At 62.8% G+C, this 21,419-nt stretch carries 21 protein-coding genes; 1 reads left to right on the top strand and 20 read right to left on the bottom strand.

Annotated elements, in window-relative coordinates; all coding sequences use genetic code 11:
- Positions 1-20: 20 nt before the first annotated feature.
- Positions 21-1,172 (bottom strand): hypothetical protein, encoded by a 1,152-nt coding sequence (locus tag ABFX23_RS11775; RefSeq protein ID WP_346033238.1) that lies wholly within the window; start codon positions 1,170-1,172, stop codon positions 21-23.
- 165 nt (positions 1,173-1,337) lie between these two features.
- Between ABFX23_RS11775 and ABFX23_RS11770 the strand changes: the two genes are divergently transcribed.
- On the top strand, positions 1,338-3,905 hold the full coding sequence (locus ABFX23_RS11770; RefSeq protein WP_346033237.1) for a coiled-coil domain-containing protein: 2,568 nt from the start codon (positions 1,338-1,340) through the stop codon (positions 3,903-3,905).
- A 7-nt stretch (positions 3,906-3,912) separates the two neighbouring features.
- On the opposite strand, the gene ABFX23_RS11765 is transcribed toward ABFX23_RS11770, so the two are convergent.
- The 19 genes from ABFX23_RS11765 to ABFX23_RS11675 form a co-directional block, all read right to left on the bottom strand.
- Positions 3,913-4,194: a DUF1467 family protein gene (locus ABFX23_RS11765; RefSeq protein ID WP_346033236.1), complete on the bottom strand. Its 282-nt coding sequence runs from the start codon at positions 4,192-4,194 to the stop codon at positions 3,913-3,915.
- 3 nt (positions 4,195-4,197) lie between these two features.
- Positions 4,198-5,847, bottom strand: a complete 1,650-nt coding sequence (locus tag ABFX23_RS11760) for a ribonuclease J (protein ID WP_346033235.1) — start codon at positions 5,845-5,847, stop codon at positions 4,198-4,200.
- Complete coding sequence (locus ABFX23_RS11755; RefSeq protein ID WP_346033234.1) at positions 5,844-6,623, bottom strand: type III pantothenate kinase; 780 nt, start codon at positions 6,621-6,623, stop codon at positions 5,844-5,846. The genes ABFX23_RS11760 and ABFX23_RS11755 overlap by 4 nt, the downstream gene beginning before the upstream one ends.
- Positions 6,623-7,348: a biotin--[acetyl-CoA-carboxylase] ligase gene (locus ABFX23_RS11750; RefSeq protein WP_346033233.1), complete on the bottom strand. Its 726-nt coding sequence runs from the start codon at positions 7,346-7,348 to the stop codon at positions 6,623-6,625. Before ABFX23_RS11750 ends, ABFX23_RS11755 begins: the two co-directional genes overlap by 1 nt.
- Before the next feature lies 1 nt (position 7,349).
- Entirely contained in the window at positions 7,350-8,813 is a 1,464-nt protein-coding gene (gene nuoN / locus ABFX23_RS11745; RefSeq protein ID WP_346033232.1) for an NADH-quinone oxidoreductase subunit NuoN, read from the bottom strand.
- Entirely contained in the window at positions 8,813-10,345 is a 1,533-nt protein-coding gene (locus ABFX23_RS11740) for an NADH-quinone oxidoreductase subunit M (protein WP_346033231.1), read from the bottom strand. Before ABFX23_RS11740 ends, nuoN begins: the two co-directional genes overlap by 1 nt.
- Positions 10,345-12,402, bottom strand: a complete 2,058-nt coding sequence (gene nuoL / locus ABFX23_RS11735; RefSeq protein ID WP_346033230.1) for an NADH-quinone oxidoreductase subunit L — start codon at positions 12,400-12,402, stop codon at positions 10,345-10,347. The genes ABFX23_RS11740 and nuoL overlap by 1 nt, the downstream gene beginning before the upstream one ends.
- 3 nt (positions 12,403-12,405) lie before the next feature.
- Positions 12,406-12,711 carry an NADH-quinone oxidoreductase subunit NuoK gene (gene nuoK, locus ABFX23_RS11730; protein WP_120078661.1) on the bottom strand — a complete coding sequence of 102 codons (306 nt, stop codon included), beginning with the start codon at positions 12,709-12,711 and terminating at the stop codon, positions 12,406-12,408.
- The gene (locus tag ABFX23_RS11725; RefSeq protein WP_428831666.1) at positions 12,708-13,289 is read right to left on the bottom strand and encodes an NADH-quinone oxidoreductase subunit J; all 582 of its coding nucleotides are present in this window, start codon (positions 13,287-13,289) and stop codon (positions 12,708-12,710) included. Before ABFX23_RS11725 ends, nuoK begins: the two co-directional genes overlap by 4 nt.
- 80 nt (positions 13,290-13,369) lie before the next feature.
- Positions 13,370-13,855 carry an NADH-quinone oxidoreductase subunit NuoI gene (gene nuoI / locus ABFX23_RS11720; RefSeq protein ID WP_120078663.1) on the bottom strand — a complete coding sequence of 162 codons (486 nt, stop codon included), beginning with the start codon at positions 13,853-13,855 and terminating at the stop codon, positions 13,370-13,372.
- Positions 13,852-14,904 (bottom strand): NADH-quinone oxidoreductase subunit NuoH, encoded by a 1,053-nt coding sequence (gene nuoH / locus ABFX23_RS11715; protein WP_346033228.1) that lies wholly within the window; start codon positions 14,902-14,904, stop codon positions 13,852-13,854. Before nuoH ends, nuoI begins: the two co-directional genes overlap by 4 nt.
- A complete protein-coding gene (gene nuoG, locus ABFX23_RS11710) occupies positions 14,901-16,889 on the bottom strand; it encodes an NADH-quinone oxidoreductase subunit NuoG (protein ID WP_346033227.1) in 1,989 nt (662 codons plus the stop codon). The genes nuoH and nuoG overlap by 4 nt, the downstream gene beginning before the upstream one ends.
- Positions 16,889-18,181 (bottom strand): NADH-quinone oxidoreductase subunit NuoF, encoded by a 1,293-nt coding sequence (gene nuoF / locus ABFX23_RS11705; protein WP_346033226.1) that lies wholly within the window; start codon positions 18,179-18,181, stop codon positions 16,889-16,891. The genes nuoG and nuoF overlap by 1 nt, the downstream gene beginning before the upstream one ends.
- The gene (locus tag ABFX23_RS11700) at positions 18,171-18,371 is read right to left on the bottom strand and encodes a hypothetical protein (protein ID WP_346033225.1); all 201 of its coding nucleotides are present in this window, start codon (positions 18,369-18,371) and stop codon (positions 18,171-18,173) included. Before ABFX23_RS11700 ends, nuoF begins: the two co-directional genes overlap by 11 nt.
- Positions 18,368-18,517, bottom strand: coding sequence for a hypothetical protein (locus tag ABFX23_RS11695; RefSeq protein ID WP_346033224.1), 150 nt, complete (start codon positions 18,515-18,517; stop codon positions 18,368-18,370). Before ABFX23_RS11695 ends, ABFX23_RS11700 begins: the two co-directional genes overlap by 4 nt.
- A complete protein-coding gene (nuoE, locus tag ABFX23_RS11690; RefSeq protein WP_346033223.1) occupies positions 18,514-19,182 on the bottom strand; it encodes an NADH-quinone oxidoreductase subunit NuoE in 669 nt (222 codons plus the stop codon). The genes ABFX23_RS11695 and nuoE overlap by 4 nt, the downstream gene beginning before the upstream one ends.
- Complete coding sequence (locus ABFX23_RS11685) at positions 19,169-19,357, bottom strand: hypothetical protein (RefSeq protein ID WP_120078669.1); 189 nt, start codon at positions 19,355-19,357, stop codon at positions 19,169-19,171. The genes nuoE and ABFX23_RS11685 overlap by 14 nt, the downstream gene beginning before the upstream one ends.
- Entirely contained in the window at positions 19,354-20,568 is a 1,215-nt protein-coding gene (locus tag ABFX23_RS11680; protein ID WP_120078670.1) for an NADH-quinone oxidoreductase subunit D, read from the bottom strand. Before ABFX23_RS11680 ends, ABFX23_RS11685 begins: the two co-directional genes overlap by 4 nt.
- Positions 20,565-21,413 carry an NADH-quinone oxidoreductase subunit C gene (locus ABFX23_RS11675; RefSeq protein WP_346033222.1) on the bottom strand — a complete coding sequence of 283 codons (849 nt, stop codon included), beginning with the start codon at positions 21,411-21,413 and terminating at the stop codon, positions 20,565-20,567. Before ABFX23_RS11675 ends, ABFX23_RS11680 begins: the two co-directional genes overlap by 4 nt.
- Positions 21,414-21,419 lie beyond the last annotated feature (6 nt).

Below are 21,419 nucleotides of genomic sequence, written 5' to 3'. Positions count from 1 at the left end.
GCAGCTTGGTTAAACCCGCGTTAGCTTCGTGACGGAATGATGTTGGCGAGCAGCACCAGCAGACCGGCCAGCATGATGGCCAGTTCGGGCGTGGCAAGTGCGGCGACGACAGCAACGATTACGGCGATCACCATCCTGTCGCGCAGCGGCTCGAGCCAAGTCGGCAAATCGCCTCGGTCCAGCAGCAGGAGTGCCGAAATCAACACGACCGGCGGGAAGATGCTGCGATGGGCAAGGCTGTCGATGGCAAGAATGCCAAGCGCAAGGAGGGCCGCGTCTATGCCGAAGCGCAACAAGGGCCAGTGCTTCGATTTCCCGAAAGGAGCGACCGCCAGTTTTCCGAGCGAAAGGAAGAATTCGAGCACCGGCACGGCCAGGGCGATCAGCGCAAATCCGAGGACGGGGCGTTCGTAAATGCCTGCCGCGATGCCGCCGCCCGTCAACAATGCTGCCAGCGCGAGAAGTCCGGGGCGAATGTATGGCAGGTCGAGCAGCCGCCTGGTTGGCCCTGTCGCAAGACTTCGGGCGATCCAGCGGGATATCCGTGCGGGCGAAGTCTCCTGCAAATGCCGGCGTTGCCAGGCGAGCGTCTGCGCGGCCGCCTTTTCGGGCGACGGAATGACCGCCCACCCTCCGTCATCCAGCGTGTCGTCCGCAAGGCGCGCTTCTGGCAGACGGTTCTGCAAGGCAATCCGCAGCAAGGCCCCGTGGGGCGCGATATCCTCTGGCAGACCGGACAACTTGCCCAGAAGGTGCCCCGGAATAGTCATCGCACCCGCCCATGCGCGGTCCAGATCCACCCGCTCGAACCCGGCGCTGGCCCCCGGCCCTGCGGAAACGACCAGGATCCTGTCACCCTCGGCCCGCAGCAATTCCAGCGCCGCACGGGATTCGGGCAAAAGTTCCGGTTGCAGGACCATCAGGCTATCATCGTCGCGGATGATGCCGGGAAGCGCATGTGCGCTCGATATAACCTGGAATTTCAGCCCCATACGCTCGGCAGCATGCCGCAGTTCGATACCCTCGCGCGAAGCGCCGTTGCCGAATGCTGTCACGCTTCTGCAGCCGGCCTCACGCGCAAACAGCAATTGCCGATGGGCGATTGTCTTGCCTGCGATCATGGGCGAAAGCCCCTCGCCCGGTTGCGGGATCGCAATCAGCGCAGCGCGCATGAGGTGTCGTCCGTGGTCGGCATGGGGCCTAGCTAGGGCGCAGGCGACCAACTGCCAAGATGGCGAAGCTGCCCTGCGGATAAAATGCCCGCCCCGTACGCCGCATGGTGGGTTTTAACCATTTCTCCTGCTCCCATGGCGTTTACGGTGTGTTAAGGACATCGGATGAGCCGCAGACAGAACCTTGTGACCGGGCAGGACGTTACTGCCGACGACGCCTTCGACGAAGCCCCGATCAACCGGGACGAAGCCTATGAGACTTCGGAAGAGGAGACTTTCGAGGAGGAGCTTTGGGAAGACGACCCGAAAAGGCCGAGAGCCACATGGCTCGCGCCCACGCTGACTGTGGTGGCAGCGCTGGCCTGGACAGGTTTCTTCGCTTGGGTCCACCATCGGGAAATTCTGGCTGGCGCCGCGCCTGAGCGGTGGATCGAATGGATCGTCCAGTGGTCGGTGCCCCTGGTTCTCCTCGCTGGCCTATATCTCATTGCGATGCGCAACAGTCGCCGCGAGGCGAATCGGTTCACAGACGCCGCGCGTGCGCTGGCGGATGAATCCGCGCGCCTGGAAAACAGACTGCTGGTCGTGAACCGCGAACTCGCCCTCGCCCGCGATTTCATCGAAGCGCAGTCCCGCGATCTGGAGAGCCTCGGGCGCATGGCGGCAGAACGTCTTTCGACAAATGCGGATCATCTCCAGACACTTATTCGCAACAATTCATCTCAGGTGGAGAACATTGGCAACGTCAGCGATTCGGCCGTTTCCAACATGGAGCGGCTGCGCGACCAGCTTCCGGTGCTCACCAATTCGGCACGTGACCTGAACAACCAGCTCGGCAATGCCGGCAACTCCGCGCAGGAGCAGGTCGATGGTTTGATAAACTCGTTCAAACGGCTGAACGGCTTTCAGGAAACCGGGGAAGCCCACGTCGCCCGGATCGGCGAAAAGGTGGAAGAAACGCTTGCCGCTTTCGAAAACCAGATCACGAAACTGGGCGAACTGGCGGGGCAGAGGTTCGACCGCCTGCGGGCTAACAGCGACGAGTTCCGCCGCCAGCTCGACAACGACGAAGAACGCGTCTTCGATGCAATCGCTACCCGCTCCGAAGCGCTGGCCAAACAGTTGCAGGACGATGCCGAGGCCATGCATGAACGCGAGGCGGCAGCCGCCGCCGCGATGCGCGAACGCCTTGCCGCCCTGCGCCTCGAAGGCGAGAAACTGGTCGGCGGTCTCGACAGCGGGCAGTCGGCAGCGATCAAGCGCTGGTCGGACGCGATCTCCGCACTGGAAGATCGCATGAAGCAGGTTCTCGAAGGCGTGGTGAGGCTGGACGAATCAGCCATGACCAACGCCCGCATGCGCCTTGTCGCCCTGAACGACGAGGCGGCGAAGGTCGATCAGCGCCTCGGCGATTCGATGGAAGCCTTCCAGGCCGATTTCGAGAAGCGCCGCCAGGCCAACGCCGCAGCGCAGGAGGAAGCACTGTCCGCCCTCACCGCCCGTATTGCAGATTTTGACCGGGAACTGGCCGAGCGGCAGGAAGAGCACCTGGCCCACGTTGCCGGCCTTGCGGAGCGCGGTGAAGCGCTCGCGGGACGGTTGTCTACACTGGACGAAAGGCTCGCCAGCCTCAGTTCGCAGACGGACGATACACAGGACAAGATGACTGCCGCGACCGAAGCCCTGAGCGATCGGCTGTCGCAAAGCCGCGCCGTGCTCGACGAAAGCGGGCAGTTCATCACGCGCCTCACCGATGACAGCGTGCGCCTGCTGGAGATTATCCGATCCTCTGCCGATCATTCCGAGGGGGCACTTTCCGGCGCGGTTGCCAGCGCTGAAAACCGTCTGAACACCTTCGGAACGACCGCACGCGAATTGCACAGCCTGATCCAGGACGCCGAAAGCCGCGGTGCCAGGCTTGCCGACCAGCTGGCGCAAACGCGCGAGACGGGTAATGCCTCGCTTGAACAGATGGGCGATCTTGAAAGCCAGCTGGGCAAAGTCAGCCACGAAGCGGAAAAGCTGGCCGAGCGCACATCGCGCGAGCTTCGCGAGGCCATCGACATGCTGACCAAGGCATCGACCGAAGTGCTCGAAAACCTGCGCGGGGAACAGGCGCAAGGCGTTGCCGAAATGGCGGAAAAGCTTGCAGAAGCCAGTCGCGAGCAACTCGCATCTTCCATGCGCCGCCATGCCGAAGAGACGATTGCAGAGCTCGAAAAGGCGACCTCGCGCGCGGATACCGCAGGTCGCGAGACCGCCGAGGAACTGCGCAACCAGCTGGAGCAGGTGAACGATCTGGCCGCAAACCTCGAAAGCCGCGTGCGCTATGCTCGGGAACGGGCCGAGGAGCAGATCAACAACGACTTCTCGCGCCGCATGGCCCTGATCACGGAAGCGCTAAATTCCAGCGCCATCGATATCGCCAAGGCGTTCGACAACGATATCGGCGATACGCAATGGGCACACTACCTGCGCGGCGATCGCGGCATCTTCACGCGCCGCGCCGTCAAGTTGCTCGACAACAACGAGGCGCGGCAGGTGAGCGCCGTCTATTCCGAAGATGCGGAATTCCGCGAGACCGTGAACCGCTACATCCACGATTTCGAGGCCATGCTGCGGGGCGTACTCTCGACCAGGGATGGCAACGCGATGGCCGTCACCCTTCTCTCCAGCGACATGGGCAAGCTCTACGTCGCGCTGGCACAGGCGATAGACCGCCTGCGCGACTAGCAGCGGGTTACTCCGGTGGCGGGCTGAGTTGGCCGAGCAGGTCGATATCCTGAACCGTGATCCAGCCTTGCGAATAATTGGCGACGAAAAAGGCTGTCAGCACGGCAGCCAGGATCGTCGCCCGCATGGCCAAACGGCCGGGGCGGAAATTGACGGGAGCGCTGTCCGCCTGCCCGGGGACCAGGCTGTCACCCGTCTCGTTAGGCGTGCGGATGCCGAATGGCAGCAAGACGAAAGCGCTCATCACCCAGAACAATGCGTAGATTGCGATGATCGAAGTAATCTGCACGGGTTACTCGCCTGCTATGATAACGCGCGTCTGGGGTTTCTTGCCCGACCAGCGCTGTGCCGCCCTGCGCGCAGCAAGACGGGCAGCCTCGAGGACTTCCTCCCGGTCTTCCCGGCGGCGCCCCTTCAGCTTGTTGATCCCCGCCAGAACGTCGGCTTCGGCCTCCTCGACGAACTCCTCGTAGTCCTCGTCGAGCGGTAATCCGATCCCTTCCACGTGCACGCCGCCCGTTTGATCGAGGACGACAATCAGGATGCCATCGCGCGAGAGGCGGCGGCGCATCGTCACGGCGTCGCCATCGGCGGGCACGATAATGTCGCCGTCCAGCACCAGCCTGCCGGTGCGAACCTCGGCGATCTTGCCCGGCGAGCCCGGAGCAAGCCGCACGATATCGCCGTTCTTCTGGAAGACGCTGTGAGCAATGCCGGAAGCGCGCCCGAGACGTGCCTGCTCCTGCATGTGACGAACCTCACCGTGCACGGGGACGAGCACGTCGGGGCGCAGCCAGCCATAGAGTGCTTCCAGTTCTGGGCGACCGGGATGACCGGATACGTGAATCTCGCTCTGGCGATCTGTCACCATCACGATGCCGCGCTCGGCAAGCTGGTTCTGAACCCGTCCGATCGCGATCTCGTTGCCGGGGATGACGCGGCTCGAGAAAAGGATCACGTCCCCTTCGTCCAGCCCGATGGGATGGCTGTCATCCGCGATTCGGGAGAGAGCTGCACGCGGTTCGCCCTGCCCGCCCGTCGCGATGATCATCACCTCGCCGCGCGGCAGGCCCATGGCGGTGTCGAAATCCACGGTATCGGGAAAATCGTCGAGGTAGCCGTTGGCGCTGCCCACTTCGATCATCCGGTCGAGCGAGCGGCCCGCCACGCACAATTGCCTGCCCGTGCGCTGCGCCACGGAACCCAGCGTCTTCAGCCGCGCAACGTTGGAGGCGAAGGTCGTGACCAGCACCCGCTTTCCGCGATGCTTCTGCACCTCTTCCAGCAGGCCCGCATAGACCGCGCCCTCGCTGCCGGACGGCACAGGATTGAATACGTTTGTCGAATCGCAGACGAGCGCCAGCACGCCCTGATCACCGATGGCAGTCAGTTCCTCCTCGGTCGCGGGGGTGCCGATTTGTGGGTCGTCGTCGAGCTTCCAGTCGCCGGTGTGGAACACCCGGCCATAAGGTGTGTCGATCAGCAGGGCGTTGCCCTCCGCAATCGAGTGGGCGAGCGGGATATAGGTGATGGAGAACGGGCCAAGCTCGAATTCGCCGTGGTCTTCCTCGATCACGCGCAAGTCCACTTCGCGGGTCAGCCCCGCCTCGTCCAGCTTGCGCACGATCAGGTCGGCTGTGAAAGGCGTGGCGTACAGGGGCACCCCCAGATCGGCAGCGAAGTACGGGATCGCACCGATGTGGTCCTCGTGCGCATGGGTAAGCACGATGCCGAGCAGGTCCTTCGCGCGTTCCTCGATGAATTCGGGGTCGGCGAACATCAGTTCGGTGCCCGGATATTCGGCCTGGCCGAAGCTCATGCCAAGGTCCACCATCAGCCACTTGCCCTGGCAGCCGTAGAGATTGACGTTCATGCCAATCTCGCCCGATCCCCCCAGGGCCAGGAACAGCAATTCGTCTTGCGGGGTAAAATCTTTCTTCATGTCGCTCCAGCGCGCTCGGCCAGGATCTGCAGGCCGCGAATGGTAAGGTCGGCGTCGATGACGTCGAATATGTCGGTTTTCTGGTCGAACAGGATGGCAAGGCCACCGGTCGCCACCACTTTTACCGGACGGCCGATTTCGGTTTTCATGCGCTCTATCAGCCCTTCCATCATGGCCACATACCCCCAAAAGACCCCAATCAGCATCTGGTCTTCGGTATTGCGGCCAATGACGCTGCCCGTCTTGGGCGCGGCGATGGCGATGCGCGGAAGCTTGGCGGTCTTCCCAACCAGAGCATCCAGCGAGAGGTTGATGCCGGGCGCGATGATGCCGCCCTTGTAGGCGCCGTTGAAATCCACCGCCTCGAACTTCGTCGCCGTGCCGAAGTCGACAACGATCATGTCCCCGCCGACCAGTTGGTGCGCAGCTATGCAATTGAGCGCGCGGTCCGCGCCCAGCGTATGCGGCTGCTCGACATCGATCTCGAAATTCCATGCCGCCTTGCCATGCCCGGCGATCAGCGGTTCGATGCCGAAGTATTTCGTGGCCAAGACGGTCAGGTTGTGATCGGCCCGCGGAACGACGGAGCCGAAGATGATGTTCGTCACCTGGCTTCGTTCGACACCCTCTATGTTGAGGAGTTGCAGCAGCCAGGTAGCGTATTCGTCACCCGTACGGCGACCGTCGGTAGCGATGCGCCAGCGCGCGCGAATGTCCTTGCCCTCGAACAGGGCGAAAACGACATTCGTATTGCCGACATCGACTGCGAGCAGCATCAGCGTTCCTCCAGCGTTACATCGCCTGCGTGGACAGTATGTGTGGTGCCATCGGGCAGGCGCAAGCGTAGCGCCCCATCGTCCGTCAGGCCATCGTAGGTTCCGGAAAGCGCGGTTCCGCCCCCGTCATGGACGGAGAGAGGCGTGCCGGGCTTGTGCGCAGCGGCCTTCCAGCGGTTGGTGATCGGCCCTGCCCCGAATTCGCGCCAGCGTTGTAGTTCGGTGGCAAACTGCGCGGCGAGTGCGCTTGCAAACGCATCGCGGGCGGGTGCAGGCCCGATATCCGAGAGCGACCTTACTTTCCTGTCGGTGATTTGCGGCGCTGCTGCCAGGTTCACGCCAATTCCGATGACAGCATGGCCCCGTTCGCACTCGAGCAGGAGACCGCAGAACTTTGCTCCCTCGAGCAGCACATCGTTCGGCCACTTGAGCATGAGCGCCGAAGGGGTGGCGAGTAACGGCAGAACCGTTTCGTACACCGCCAGCGCCGCCACGAAGCTGAGCGTGCCGGGCGACGGATCGCGGTCGTGAAGGCGAACCACGGTGGAGCCCATGAAATTGCCGGGGGCGTCGATCCAGCTGCGTCCCTGCCGCCCACGCCCCGCGGTCTGCCGGTCGGCCACGAGCCAGTAGCCTTCCGGCACCAGCTCGTTCACCAACAGGCGCGCGAGTAAATCAGCATTGGTACTGCCGGTTTCGGGAACGTAGTCTATCTGCGGTGACACATCAGAACGCGACGGCGAGCGAGGCCGCTGCCATGTCTGCCAGGCCGCCCAACCAGCCCGTCAGCAGGTAGCCCAGCGGCGAAACCAGCACACCGCAGATCAGCAGCAGCGCCCAGTGCGGGGTATCGCCCTTGCCCGTTACCGTGCCGGCAGGCTCATCGAAGAACATCACCTTGACGATCTTGATATAGTAGAAAGCACCGATCACCGAAGCGGCGATGCCGATCGCAGCCAGCACGATCAGGTCTGCCTGAACCGCAGCCTGGAACACCACGAACTTGCCCCAGAAACCGAACAGCGGCGGAATACCTGCGAGGCTGAACATCAGCGCCATCAGCGCCCATGCCAGGGCCGGACGCGTGGTTGAGAGGCCGGCAAGGTCGGAAATGCCTTCGACCGGATTACCCTCGGCATCGCGCATCAGCAGCACGGCAACGAAGCTGCCGACCGTCATCACGACGTAGATCGCGAGGTAGACCATCATGGCGCTGGCACCGGCCAGCGTACCTGTGGCGAGGCCGATCAGGATGAAGCCGACGTTGTTGATGCTGGAATAGGCAAGCAGACGCTTGACGTTCTGCTGGCCGATTGCCCCCAGCGCGCCGATCACGATGGACAGCAGCGCGGCGAAGATCACGATCTGCTGCCAGGCGAGCGACTGGCTGCCAAACGCCTCCAGGGAGACGCGCGCCAGAAGGGCAATTGCGGCGACCTTGGGCGCACTGGCGAAGAACATCGTCACGGGCGTGGGAGCGCCTTCATAAACGTCGGGTGTCCACATATGGAACGGCGCAGCGCTGATCTTGAAGGCGAGGCCCGCGAGCACGAAGGTGAGGCCGAACAGCTGGCCGGTCGACAGGCCATCGGAAACGGCCACGGCGATGCCGCCGAAGTTCGTCGTGCCCGCAAAGCCATATGTCAGGCTCATGCCGAACAGCAGGATGCCCGAAGCAAGGGCGCCCAGCACGAAGTACTTGAGGCCGGCTTCCGCGCTGCGCTCGTCATCACGCAGGATCGCGGCGAGAACGTAGGCAGCCAGCGAGTTCAGTTCGAGACCGATGTAAAGCGTGACGAGGTCGGCCGCCGAAACCATGATGCTCATGCCGAGCGTGGCGAACAGCACCAGGATGGGGAACTCCGCCCGCATCGCTCCCGACCATTCGAAGAAACGCGGGGCAACGACGAGGGCCGCGCCGGCGGATGCGAAGATCATCAGCTTGGCCAGACCTCCAAAGGCATCGGCACGGAACTGTCCGCCGAAAGCGAGCGTGTCAGGGCCCGACCATCCGCCGCAGACTGCGGGTGCGACGAGAGCGAAGGCACCGCCCAGCGCAATGGTGGCGGCGATCGAAATGACACGCGCGCCCTTGTCACCACCCCAGGCGGCAACGAGCAGCAGGAGCAAGCCGGACACACCGAGAATGATCTCAGGCGCGATAAGCGAGAGGGAAACTGCGTAGTCCATCAGTGCGCCCCCCCTTCGGAATGCCCTTGTTCGGCAGGCACGCCCTCACCCATGGCCAGGTTCGCATCGCCCTGTGGCGCAGCGGCAGCAAGTCGGGCATCGAGCACTTCGATATCGGCACGCATGGGAGCAAGGAAACTTTCCGGATAAACGCCCATCCACAGTACTGCGGCCGCAATCGGGCCGAGCAGCAGGTATTCACGAACAGTCAGGTCAGGCAGCGCCGCGGCATCGGCGTTCTTCTGTTCGCCGAAGCAGATGCGACGGTAGAGGTAGAGCATGTAGGCAGCACCGAGAATGATGCCGGTCGTGCAGACAAAGGCCACCCAACTGTTGGCCTGGTAGATACCGGCCAGCGCGAGGAATTCGCCCACGAAGTTGCTGGTGCCGGGCAGTCCAACGGCCGCCATCGTGAAGAGCATGAACAGCACCGCGTAGGCAGGCATGTTGATACTGAGGCCGCCGTAACGCGAAATCTCGCGGGTATGCAGGCGATCGTAGATGATGCCGACGCACAGAAACAGCGCGCCAGAGACGAGGCCGTGGCCCAGCATCACCATCATCGCGCCTTCAAGGCCCTGCACGTTGAACGCGAACAGGCCGACCGTGACGATAGCCATGTGCGCGACCGAGGAATAGGCGATCAGCTTCTTCATGTCGGCCTGCACCAGGGCGATCAGGCTGGTGACGACCACGGCGACCATCGACAGACCCCATACCAGCCAACCGAAATCGGCACTCGCATCGGGGAACATCGGCAGGCTGAAGCGGATGAAGCCGTAGCCGCCCAGCTTGAGCAGCACGCCTGCCAGGATCACCGAGCCTGCGGTGGGTGCCTGTACGTGGGCATCGGGCAACCAGGTGTGGACGGGCCACATAGGCATCTTCACCGCGAAGCTGGCGAAGAAGGCGAGCCAAAGCCAGGTCTGCGCTTCCGCGGGGAAGTCGTATTCCATCAAAGTCGGGATGTAGGTCGTGCCCGCCTCGTTCACCATCCACAGCATGGCGATCAGCATCAGCACTGAACCCAAAAGCGTGTAGAGGAAGAACTTGTAGGCGGCGTAAATGCGGTTCTGGCCGCCCCACACGCCGATGATCAGGTACATTGGGATGAGGCCAGCTTCGAAGAAGATGTAGAACAGGAAGATGTCCTGTGCGGCAAACACGCCGATCATCAGCACTTCCATCAGCAGGAAGGCGGACATGTACTCGCCCACCCGTTTGGTAATGGCTTCCCAGCTTGCGCCAATGCAGATCGGCATCAGGAACACGCTGAGCATGATCAGCATAAGCGCGATGCCATCGATGCCGAGGGCATAGGCGAAGCCGTCAAACAGCTCGTTGTATTCGGTGAACTGCCACTGCGCGCCGCCGATGTCGTAATTCGCCCAAAGCAACACGCCCAGGGCAAGGTTGATGAGCGTCGCCGCCAGCGCGACCATGCGCGCAGGCTTCGCCTCGAGGAACAGGCAGGCGATGGCACCGACCAGCGGGACCGCGAGCATGACGGAAAGGATAGGAAAGCCGCCCATCAGAACAGCACCCACGTGATTGCGGCGACAAGGCCTAGCAGCATGATCAGGGCGTAACTCGTAAGATAACCGGACTGTACGTTCTTCGCGAAAACGCTGCCGCGTTCGACAACCCAGGCAACGCCGTTGGGGCCAAACCGGTCAATCGTGCCCTCGTCGCCCTTCTTCCAGAAGATGCGGCCGAGCCAGAAGGCGGGTTTCACGAAGATGAGGTTGTAAAGCTCGTCGAAGTACCACTTGTTGAAGACGAAGTTGTAGATCGGGCCGAGCTGCTCTGTCGTCTGACGCGGGAGGTCCGTGCGGCGGATGTAAGCGAGCCAGGCTCCGAAAAGGCCGAGCAACATCACGACAAGTGCGGAGTATTTCACCCAGTAAGGGACCTCGTGCATCGCGTGCATCAACTCGGCGTTGTAGGCGATGGAGCCATCCCAGAACTCGGCACTGTCGAGGAACGACCCGGCAAAGAACTGGCCTGCAAAGATCGCACCCAGCGAAAGCACGCCCAGCGGCACGAGCATCGTCCACGGGCTTTCGTGCGGGTGATAGCCGCCGGTGCCGTCGCCATGCGCCGGATCGGGGACGGCATGGGTCACGTCGTGGCCAGCATCTTCCTGCGCCGCAGGATTGTGCTCGTCCGGCTCGTCATGGCCGTGGTGGACGGCGTGCCGGATATGCTCGCTCTCGATCCAGCGCGGCTTGCCCCAGAAGGTGAGGAACATGAGGCGCCAGGAGTAGAAGCTGGTGAGCAGCGCGGCGAACACGCCGACCCAGAACGCCCCGGTGCCGTTGCCGCCTGCGGCATAGGACACTTCGAGAATGGCATCCTTCGACCAGAAGCCGGCAAAGCCCGCCCCGAGGTGATAGATGCCGACGCCCGTGATCGCCAGCGTGCCGAACATCATCGCCCAGAAGGTGAGCGGGATGTGCTTACGCAGGCCGCCGTAATAACGCATGTCCTGCTCATGGTGCATCGCGTGGATGACCGAGCCTGCGCCGAGGAACAGCAGCGCCTTGAAGAAGGCGTGCGTGAACAGGTGGAACATGGCCGCGCCGTATGCGCCGACGCCCGCTGCGAAGAACATGTATCCCAGCTGCGAGCAGGTGGAATAGGCGATGACTCGCTTGATGTCCCACTGCGTGGTGCCGATGGTGGCGGCGAACAGGCAGGTTGCGGCCCCTACCGTCGTCACCACGGCGAGCGCCACTGGCGCGGCCTCGAACATCGGCGACAGGCGGCAGACCATGAACACACCTGCCGTCACCATGGTGGCGGCGTGGATCAGCGCGGAGACCGGAGTCGGGCCTTCCATCGCGTCCGGCAGCCAGGTGTGCAGGCCAAGCTGGGCAGACTTGCCCATCGCGCCGACGAACAGCAGCAGGCATAGGATCGTCATCGTATCCCATCGCGCGCCCATGAAAGTGATCGTGCTGCCCGCCATCGCAGGCGCGGAATCTAGGATTTCGGGGATGCTGGTGGTCTGAAACACCAGGAAGGTGCCGAAGATACCCAGCATGAAGCCGAGGTCGCCCACGCGGTTCACCACGAACGCCTTGATCGCGGCGGCGTTGGCGGAGGGCTTCTTGTACCAGAAACCGATCAGCAGGTAGCTGGCGAGGCCCACGCCTTCCCAACCGAAGAACATCTGCACCAGGTTGTTCGCCGTCACCAGCATCAGCATGGCGAAGGTGAACAGCGAGAGGTAGGCGAAGAACCGGCTCTGGTCCGGGTCCTCGTCCATGTAGCCCCAGCTGTAGAGGTGGACGAGCGCGGACACGGTGGTGATCACCACCAGCATCACCGCCGTCAGCGTGTCGACGCGCAGCGCCCAGTCGAACGTCATGGCGCCCGAATGGACCCAGGTCATCACCGGGGTCACGGTCGCCTCGGCACTGCCGGCAATGAACGACAGGAAGATCGGCCAGCTCAGCGCGCAAGCAAGGAACAGGCCGGCCGTGGTAACGATCTTGGCCGCGGTGTGGCCAATCCACTTGCCACCAAGCCCGGCGACGATCGCAGCCAGCAGCGGCGCGAATACGATGATCAGGATCGAGTTCAAGGTCTATCCCTTCATCCGGTTGACGTCGTCCACCGCGATGGTGCCGCGGTTACGGAAATAGATAACGAGAATCGCGAGGCCGATGGCGGCCTCGGCGGCGGCCACGGTCAGCACGAACATGGCGAAGATCTGGCCCGTCAGGTCGCCCAGATAGGCGCTGAAGGCCACGAGGTTCAGGTTCACCGACAGCAGGATCAGTTCGATCGCCATCAGGATGATGATGATGTTCTTGCGGTTGAGGAAGATCCCCAGCACGCCGATCACGAAGATGATCGAACTCACGACGACGTAGTGCTCGATACCGATCATAGTTCGACCCCCTGGCCGATTTCCGGCTTCACGTTGCGCGTCGCCTCTTCCGGACGACGGCGATTTTGCTTGTCGATGTCCTGCATGCCGCGCGGATTGGTGTTGCCACGGTGGGTCAGCACGATGGCGCCGATCATGGCGACCAGCAGGATGATGCCCGCCACTTCGAACAGGAACAGGTACTGCCCGTACAGAAGCGCGCCGATGCTCTCGATGTTGCTTTCGCCCACCAGCGGCGCGGCGCTGCCATCGGGCGTGCCGAGGTCAAGCGCACCGGCGCGATAGGCGCCCACGCCCAGCACCAGTTCGGCCAGCAGGATGACCGCGACGGCCACACCCAACGGCGCGTTCTTCATGAAGCCCGCGCGCATTTCGGCAAAGTCGATGTTGAGCATCATGACGACGAACAGGAACAGCACCGCCACCGCGCCGACGTAGACCACGACCAGCAGCATCGCGAGGAATTCAGCCCCCACGATCACCATCAGGCCCGCCGCATTGAAGAAGGCGAGGATGAGCCAGAGCACCGAGTGCACCGGGTTGCGCGCAAAGATGGTGAACGCCGCGGAGGCGATCATCAATGCGGCAAAAAGGTAGAAAGCGAAGACGGTCAAAGTCAGCCCCTGGGTTTTAGCTCTTGGCGAGTCTTGCGGCGCGCTTAACGGTACGGCGCATCGGCTTCAAGGTTCGCGGCAATCGCCCGCTCCCACTTGTCCCCGTTCGCCAGCAGTTTTGCCTTGTCGTAGAGCAGTTCCTCGCGCGTTTCGGTCGCGTATTCGAAGTTCGGCCCCTCCACCACGGCATCGACCGGGCAGGCTTCCTGGCAGAAGCCGCAGTAAATGCACTTGGTCATGTCGATATCGTAACGCGTGGTGCGGCGGCTGCCGTCGCTACGCGGTTCGCTCTCGATGGTAATCGCCTGCGCGGGGCAGACGGCCTCGCACAGCTTGCAGGCGATGCAGCGTTCCTCGCCATTGGGATAGCGGCGCAGCGCGTGCTCACCACGGAAACGCGGCGAAAGCGCGTTCTTCTCGAACGGATAGTTGATCGTCACCTTGGGCTTGAAGAAGTACTTCAGCGTGAGGGCGTGCGCCTTCACGAATTCCCACAGGGTGAACGACTTTATCAGATGGGCGACGCTCATGCGGCACCTCCATAACGGGTCAGCATCAGCCAACCGGAAATCAGGAAAACGAACAGCAGGCTGAGCGGCAGGAAGACCTTCCAGCCAAGCCGCATCAGCTGGTCGTAGCGGTAGCGCGGTACGGTCGCCATCACCCAGCTGAACATGAAGAAGAAGAAGAACGTTTTCAGCAGGAACCAGATGAAGCCCGGCACCCAGTACAGCGGTGCCCAGTCCACCGGCGGCAGCCATCCACCGAAGAACAGCAGCGTGTTCAGCGCGCACATCAGCAGGATGTTGGCATATTCGCCCAGCCAGAACAGCGCGAAGGCCATCGAGCTGTATTCGGTCTGGTAACCGGCCACAAGCTCGCTTTCCGCTTCGGTCAGGTCGAACGGCACACGCTGCGTTTCCGCGAGGGCCGAGATGAAGAACATCACCCACATCGGGAAAAGCAGGATGTTGAACCAGTAGCCGTTGACGATGCCGAGACCGTGTCCGCGCTGTGCCTCCACGATCCCGGTCAGGTTGAACGTGCCGGCGTAGAGCACCACGCAGACGAGAATGAAGCCGATCGAGACTTCATAGGAAATCATCTGCGCAGCGGCGCGCATGGCGGAGAAGAACGGATACTTCGAGTTCGACGCCCAGCCCGCCATTGTCACGCCGTAAACAGACAGCGACGAGATCGCGAGGATGTAGAGCAGGCCGACGTTGATATCCGCCAGTACCACGCCCGCATCGAACGGGATCACCGCCCAGGCGAGCAGCGCCACGGTGAAGGTGATGATCGGCGCAAGGATGAAGATGCCCTTGTTCGATGCCGAAGGAATGATCGTTTCCTGCAGGAAGACCTTCAGGCCATCGGCAAAGGATTGCAGCAGCCCGAACGGGCCGACCACGTTGGGACCGCGGCGCAGGTTGATCGCTGCCCAGACCTTGCGGTCCACATAGATCACCATGGCAACGGCAAGCATCAGCGGCAGCGCGATCAGCAGGATGCCCGCAAGCGTTGCGACGAAGAACGCCCAGCCTGCGTCCATGCCCAGCGAGATGAAGAAGTCGGTCATTCCGCAGCCTCCTTGATCTCGTCACCGTGGAGCAGTTCGTCCGAACAGCGTTGCATCACCACGCTGGCGCGGGCGATGGGGTTGGTGAGGTAGAAATCCTTTATCGGGTAGCCGATCGCGCCGCTGGCGCTGGAGCCATCGCTGGAAGCGGGCATCATGCCATAGTCAGCCAGACCTTCCACGCCCAGTGCCGGTACTTCGGAAGCCATGACAGCGCGAAGCTCGTCGAAACTGTCGAACCCGACCGAGAGGCCCAGCGCATCGGCCAGCGCGCGCAGGATTGTCCAGTCCTCGCGCGCGTCGCCCGGAGCGAAAATAGCCTTGTCGGACATCTGCACACGGCCTTCGGTGTTCACGTAGGTCCCGGCTTTTTCGGTATAGGCGGAGGCGGGCAGGATGATGTCGGCCGCATGCGCGCCCTTGTCACCGTGGTGGCCGATATAGACCTTCAGCGAGCCATCGAACTGGCTCCAGTCCACTTCGTCCGCGCCCAGCGCCAGCACCACCTTGGGCTTGGCTGACACGAGATCGGCAATGCCGCCCTCGCTGGCAAAGCCCAGCATCAGCGCGCCCATGCGGGCCGCTGCGGTGTGGAGAGCGTTGAAGGTCGCGCCCAGCGAGCTGGCAGCAGCCATCGCCGCTCCGTGCGCACCGGCTGCAAAACCGCCGGCGCCGAGGATGACGGCCGTGTTGTCCTTGCCGTCGAAAGCATCGCGAACGTGCTGCGGCAGGTTGGACAGCACGCTGGCGTCGTCGCCGAGGAACTCGGCCGGATAGGTGGTGTCCCATTCGGGGCCGACCACGAACACCTTCGCGCCGCGCTTCACGGCCTTGCGCAGGCGCACGTTGATCAGCGGGGCTTCCCAACGCACGTGGCTGCCCACGATCAGCACGGCTTGCGACTCTTCGATTCCGGCAAAGGTGCTGTTGAAGTTGACAGCGGCAAGGTTGGACACGTCGTAGTCCATGCCGGTCTGACGGCTTTCCATCAGCTTGGAACCGCTTGCCTTCAGCAGCGCCTTGGCCGCGAACATGGTTTCGCAATCCACGAGATCGCCAGCAATGGCGGCAATGCTCTTCCCCGGTTTGGCGGCGGCAATCTTCTTGAAAGCATCTTCCCAGGATGCTGCTTCCAGCTTGCCGCGCTTGCGGATGAAAACCTTGTCGAGGCGGCGGCGGACAAGCCCGTCTACCTGGTAGCGGGCCTTGTCGGAGATCCACTCCTCGTTCACGTCATCATTGATGCGCGGCAGCACGCGCAGCACTTCGCGTCCGCGGCTGTCGATACGGATGTTGGAGCCGACCGCGTCGGACACGTCGATGCCCAGCGTCTTCTTCAGCTCCCACGGGCGGCTTTCGTAGGCATAGGGTCCGCTGGTGAGCGCGCCGACCGGGCACAGGTCGATTACGTTCGCGGACAGCTCGTGCTTCGCGGCCTGCTCGAGATAGGTGGTGATCTGCATGTCCTCGCCGCGATAGAGCGCGCCGATTTCGTCCACCCCGGCGATTTCCTCGGAGAAGCGCACGCAGCGTGTGCAGTGGATGCAGCGGGTCATGATCGTCTTGATCAGCGGGCCCATGTACTTCTCGGTCACCGCGCGCTTGTTCTCGTGATAGCGCGTGGCGCCACGACCATAGGCCATCGCCTGGTCCTGCAGGTCGCATTCGCCTCCCTGGTCGCAGATCGGGCAGTCGAGCGGGTGATTGATGAGCAGGAATTCCATCACGCCTTCGCGCGCGGTCTTCACCATCTCGCTGTCGGTGCGGATTTCCTGGCCTTCGGTGGCGGGCAGCGCACAGCTCGCCTGCGGCTTGGGCGGCCCCGGCTTCACTTCCACCAGGCACATGCGGCAATTGCCCGCGATGCTCAGGCGTTCGTGATAGCAGAAACGCGGGATTTCCTTGCCTGCGAGTTCACAAGCCTGGAGGACGGTCGCGCCGTCCGGAACCTCGATTTCCTGTCCGTCTACTTTGACTGTCGGCATTATTCAGCAGCCTCTGGCATGGCATTTTCACGCTCGGCGATGCGGCGTTCAAGTTCGGGGCGGAAGTGGCGCAGCAAGCCCTGGATCGGCCACGCGGCGGCGTCGCCCAGCGCGCAGATCGTGTGACCTTCCACCTGCTTGGTGACTTCGTAGAGCATGTCGATCTCGGCGGGCGTGCTTTCGCCCACGCGCAGACGTTCCATCACGCGCCACATCCAGCCCGTGCCCTCGCGGCAGGGGGTGCACTGGCCGCAGGACTCGTGCTTGTAGAAGTACGAAATGCGGCTGATTGCGCGCACGATGTCGGTGGACTTGTCCATCACGATCACGCCCGCCGTGCCGAGGCCGGAGCCCAGTTCCTTCAGCCCGTCGAAATCCATGTGCGCATTGCGGATCTGCTCGCCCGGCACCAGCGGGACCGACGAACCGCCGGGGATCACCGCCAGCAGGTTGTCCCACCCGCCGCGAATGCCGCCGCAGTGTTTGTCGATCAGCTCCTCGAAGGTGATGCTCATTGCTTCTTCGACGACGCACGGATTGTTCACGTGGCCGCTGATCTGGAAGAGCTTGGTGCCCCTGTTGTTCTCGCGCCCGAAGCTGGCGAACCATTCGCCGCCGCGCCGCAGGATGGTGGGCACCACTGCGATCGACTCCACGTTGTTCACCGTGGTCGGGCAACCGTAGAGGCCCGCGCCTGCCGGGAACGGCGGCTTCAGACGGGGCTGACCCTTCTTGCCCTCAAGGCTTTCGATCATCGCGGTTTCCTCACCGCAGATGTAGGCGCCCGCACCGCGGTGCATGAACACGTCGAAATCGTAGCCTGAGCCGCTGGCGTTCTTGCCGATCAGCCCTGCGTCGTAGGCCTCGTCGATCGCAGCCTGGAGTGTTTCGGCCTCGCGGATATACTCGCCGCGAATGTAGATGTAGGCCGCCCTCGCCCGCATGGCGAAGCCGGCGACCAGCGCGCCTTCGATCAGCTTGTGCGGATCGTGACGGATGATCTCGCGGTCCTTGCACGAACCCGGTTCGGATTCGTCGGCGTTGATGACGAGGAAGGACGGGCGACCATCCTTGCTCTCCTTGGGCATGAACGACCACTTCATGCCGGTGGGGAAGCCCGCACCGCCGCGACCGCGCAGGCCCGAGGCCTTGATCTCGTCGATGATCGAGTCCTGCCCCTTGGCGATCAGGTCTTTCGTATTGTCCCAGTCACCACGCTTCTGCGCGGCCTTCAGGCCCCAATCCTGGAAGCCGTAGACGTTGGTGAAGATGCGATCCTTGTCAGCCAGCATCTTTGTCTCCTGTCGGCGTTTTCGCCAGCAACAAGGCGAAGACCAGCAAGGCCACTCCGCCGAAAATCATCAAACCATCGCCCAGCGTATCCATGCCGAGCCATATCAGGACGCCGCCCACGATGAAGCCGAGGCTTCCGGCAGCAAGCCCCACGCGGGAGATCTGGCGCAGAACGAGCTTGTCGGTCACGCCGCCAGCCCTCCGCCAAAGACCCACACCGCCACAGCCGCCAGGATCACCACCAGCGCGACGGTTTTCACGATGCCCTTCAGCACCTTCCATGCAATCGCGATCAGCACGATCGCGATCAGGATGGGGATGATCTGCTCGATCACCACTTGCTCCGGTAATCGTGGTTGGCGTCGACCATTTCCTTCAGCGTCGTCGGACCACTGGCAGGCTCGCTGGTGTGGCGGCCCGGCTCCTGCGTGCCGGTCTTGGGCTGCTCGCCCCCGGGCAGTGCGTCGAGAACCTTGTCGAGCCGTTCGGCGGTCAGGTCTTCGTAGTTGTCGTCGTTGATCTGCACCATCGGCGCGGTGGCGCAGTTGCCCATGCACTCCACCTCGGTGAAGGACCACAGGCCATCGTCCGAAACGTGCCCCGCCTTCATACCGCGCTTCTTGCAAGCCTCGATCAGGTCATCCGACCCGCGCAACATGCATGGCGTCGTGCCGCAGACCTGTACGTGGAATTTGCCCACGGGTTCAAGGTTATACATCGTGTAGAAGGTTGCCACTTCCAGCACGCGGATCACCGGCATGTCGAGGTAGTCGGCAATGTATTCCATCACCGGCAGCGGCAGCCACCCTTGCGTCTGCGTTTCCTCGCCCACCTGGCGCTGCGCCAGGTCGAGCAGCGGCATCACCGCGCTCTTCTGGCGGCCTTCGGGATATTTCCTGATGTGCCAGTCGGCCTTCTCACGGTTTGCTTCCGTGAAAGTCCAATCACCCCACTGCGCGCGCAGTTCGGGGGTATCGGCAGCGATCTTACGAGCGGCCATGCGCCAGCCTCCGTTCCAGATAACGGCCTGCATAGAGGCCGATCACCGCGGCAAAGGCGGTGGAAAGCACTTCCTTCAGGCTCGCTTCGCCGTGAAACGCAGCGAGATACGCGGCAACAGCCGAAGCGAACGCCGCGAAAGCTGCGACGAAGATGAAGAGTTCGCGCCAGATCACCGGTCACACTCCCCGAACACAACGTCGATCGCGCCCAGGATGGCGGTAGCATCCGGCAGCATGTGGCCCTTGGACATGAAGTCCATCGCCTGCAGGTGCGAGAAAGCGGTCGGGCGGATCTTGCAGCGGTAGGGTTTGTTCGACCCGTCACTGACCAGGTACACGCCGAACTCGCCCTTCGGGCTTTCCGTCGCGACGTAGACTTCACCTGCCGGGACATGGAAGCCTTCGGTATAGAGCTTGAAGTGGTGGATCAGCGCTTCCATCGACTGCTTCATCTCGGCGCGCTTGGGCGGGGAGACCTTGCGGTCTTCGGAAGCGATGGGGCCTTCGGGCATTTCCGCCAGGCACTGCTTGATAATCTTCGCGCTCTCGTAGACTTCCTTCACGCGCACCATGAAGCGGTCGTAGCAGTCCGAGTTCGTGCCGACGGGAATTTCGAAATCCATCCGGTCATACACGTCGTAGGGCTGCGACTTGCGCAGGTCCCACGGGATACCGGCAGCGCGGATCATCGGGCCAGAGAATCCCCACTTCACCGCGTCTTCCTTGCTGACCACGGCGATATCGACATTGCGCTGCTTGAAGATGCGGTTGTCGGTGACGAGGCTCATCGCATCGCCGAACAGTTCGGGCAGACGGCCGTCTACCCAGTCGCCGATATCGGTCAACAGCTTCAGCGGCACATCCTGGTGCACGCCGCCGGGGCGGAACCATGCTGAGTGCATCCGCGCGCCGGAAGCACGCTCGAAGAAGTTGAGGCAATCCTCACGCAGTTCGAACACCCACAGGTTCGGCGTCATCGCGCCAACGTCCATCACGTGCGCGCCGATGTTGAGCATGTGGTTGCAGATGCGGGTCAGCTCCGCGAACAGCACGCGCAGGTACTGTGCGCGCTCGGGCACCTCCACATTCAGAAGCTTCTCGATGGCGAGGACGTAGGAATATTCCTGCGCCAGCGGGGAGCAGTAATCGAGACGGTCGAAATACGGCAGCGCCTGCAGGTAGGTTTTGTACTCGATCAGCTTCTCGGTGCCGCGGTGCAGCAGGCCGACGTGCGGATCGATCCGCTCGATGATCTCGCCGTCCAGTTCCATCACCATGCGCAGCACGCCGTGCGCGGCAGGGTGCTGCGGACCGAAGTTGATGGTGTAGTTCGAGATTTCCTCGCCTTCGGTGGTCGGCGATTGCTCGTATGTGAGACCGCTCATTCCTTGTCCTCCGGCTTGGTCGCGCCCTTGGTGTCGTGCACGTCACCCTGGCTCGCCTTGCGGTCGGGCTGGTCCTCGGTGGTTTCGGGAGCCTCGGTGTCGATGTCGGTGTCTTCTTCGGCAGGAGCGCCCGCGCTCACCTTTTCCTCGGCCTTTTCGTCGGCCTTGGCACCGGCCCCTGTATCGCTGGGCTTTTCCGTCACCTTCGGATCGTCGACCGGCGGCACATCCGCCTTCTCGTCACCCGGCAGCACGTAGTCCGCGCCTTCCCAAGGTGAAGTGAAGTCGAAGCTGCGGAAATCCTGCGCCAGTTCGACAGGTTCGTACACCACGCGCTTCTCCTCCTCGGAGTAGCGCAGTTCGGTGTAGCCCGTCAGTGGGAAGTCCTTGCGGAAGGGATGCCCTTCGAAGCCGTAGTCCGTCAGGATGCGGCGCAGGTCCGTGTTGCCGTCGAACATGACGCCGTACATGTCGAACACTTCGCGCTCCAGCCATCCGGCCACCGGCCACAGCGTTGTAACCGTGGGCACCGGCGTTGCTTCGTCGGTCGACACCTTCACCATCACGCGGTGATTCTTGGTGAGGCTGAGCAGCATGTAGACGACTTCGAACCGCTCCGGGCGGCTCGGATAATCGGCTCCGGCGATTTCCATCAGCTGCTGGTAGGCGTGTTCGTCACGCAGCAGGCGCAGGGCATCCTCGATGCTCTCGCGCTTCACCGTGATCACGATTTCGCCGAATTCCTCGATGCTTTCGACCACCATGGAGCCGAGCGCGGCGCACAGGGTGTCGCGCACACCTTCGTTGGTGGCGTAGCGCGGGGCGGTATGCAGGACTTTTGCCATCAGCTC

It is taken from the genome of Erythrobacter westpacificensis (assembly GCF_039542285.1).
Classification (GTDB): Bacteria; Pseudomonadota; Alphaproteobacteria; order Sphingomonadales; family Sphingomonadaceae; genus Alteraurantiacibacter; species Alteraurantiacibacter westpacificensis.
This window is presented reverse-complemented; position numbering and strand designations above follow the sequence as displayed.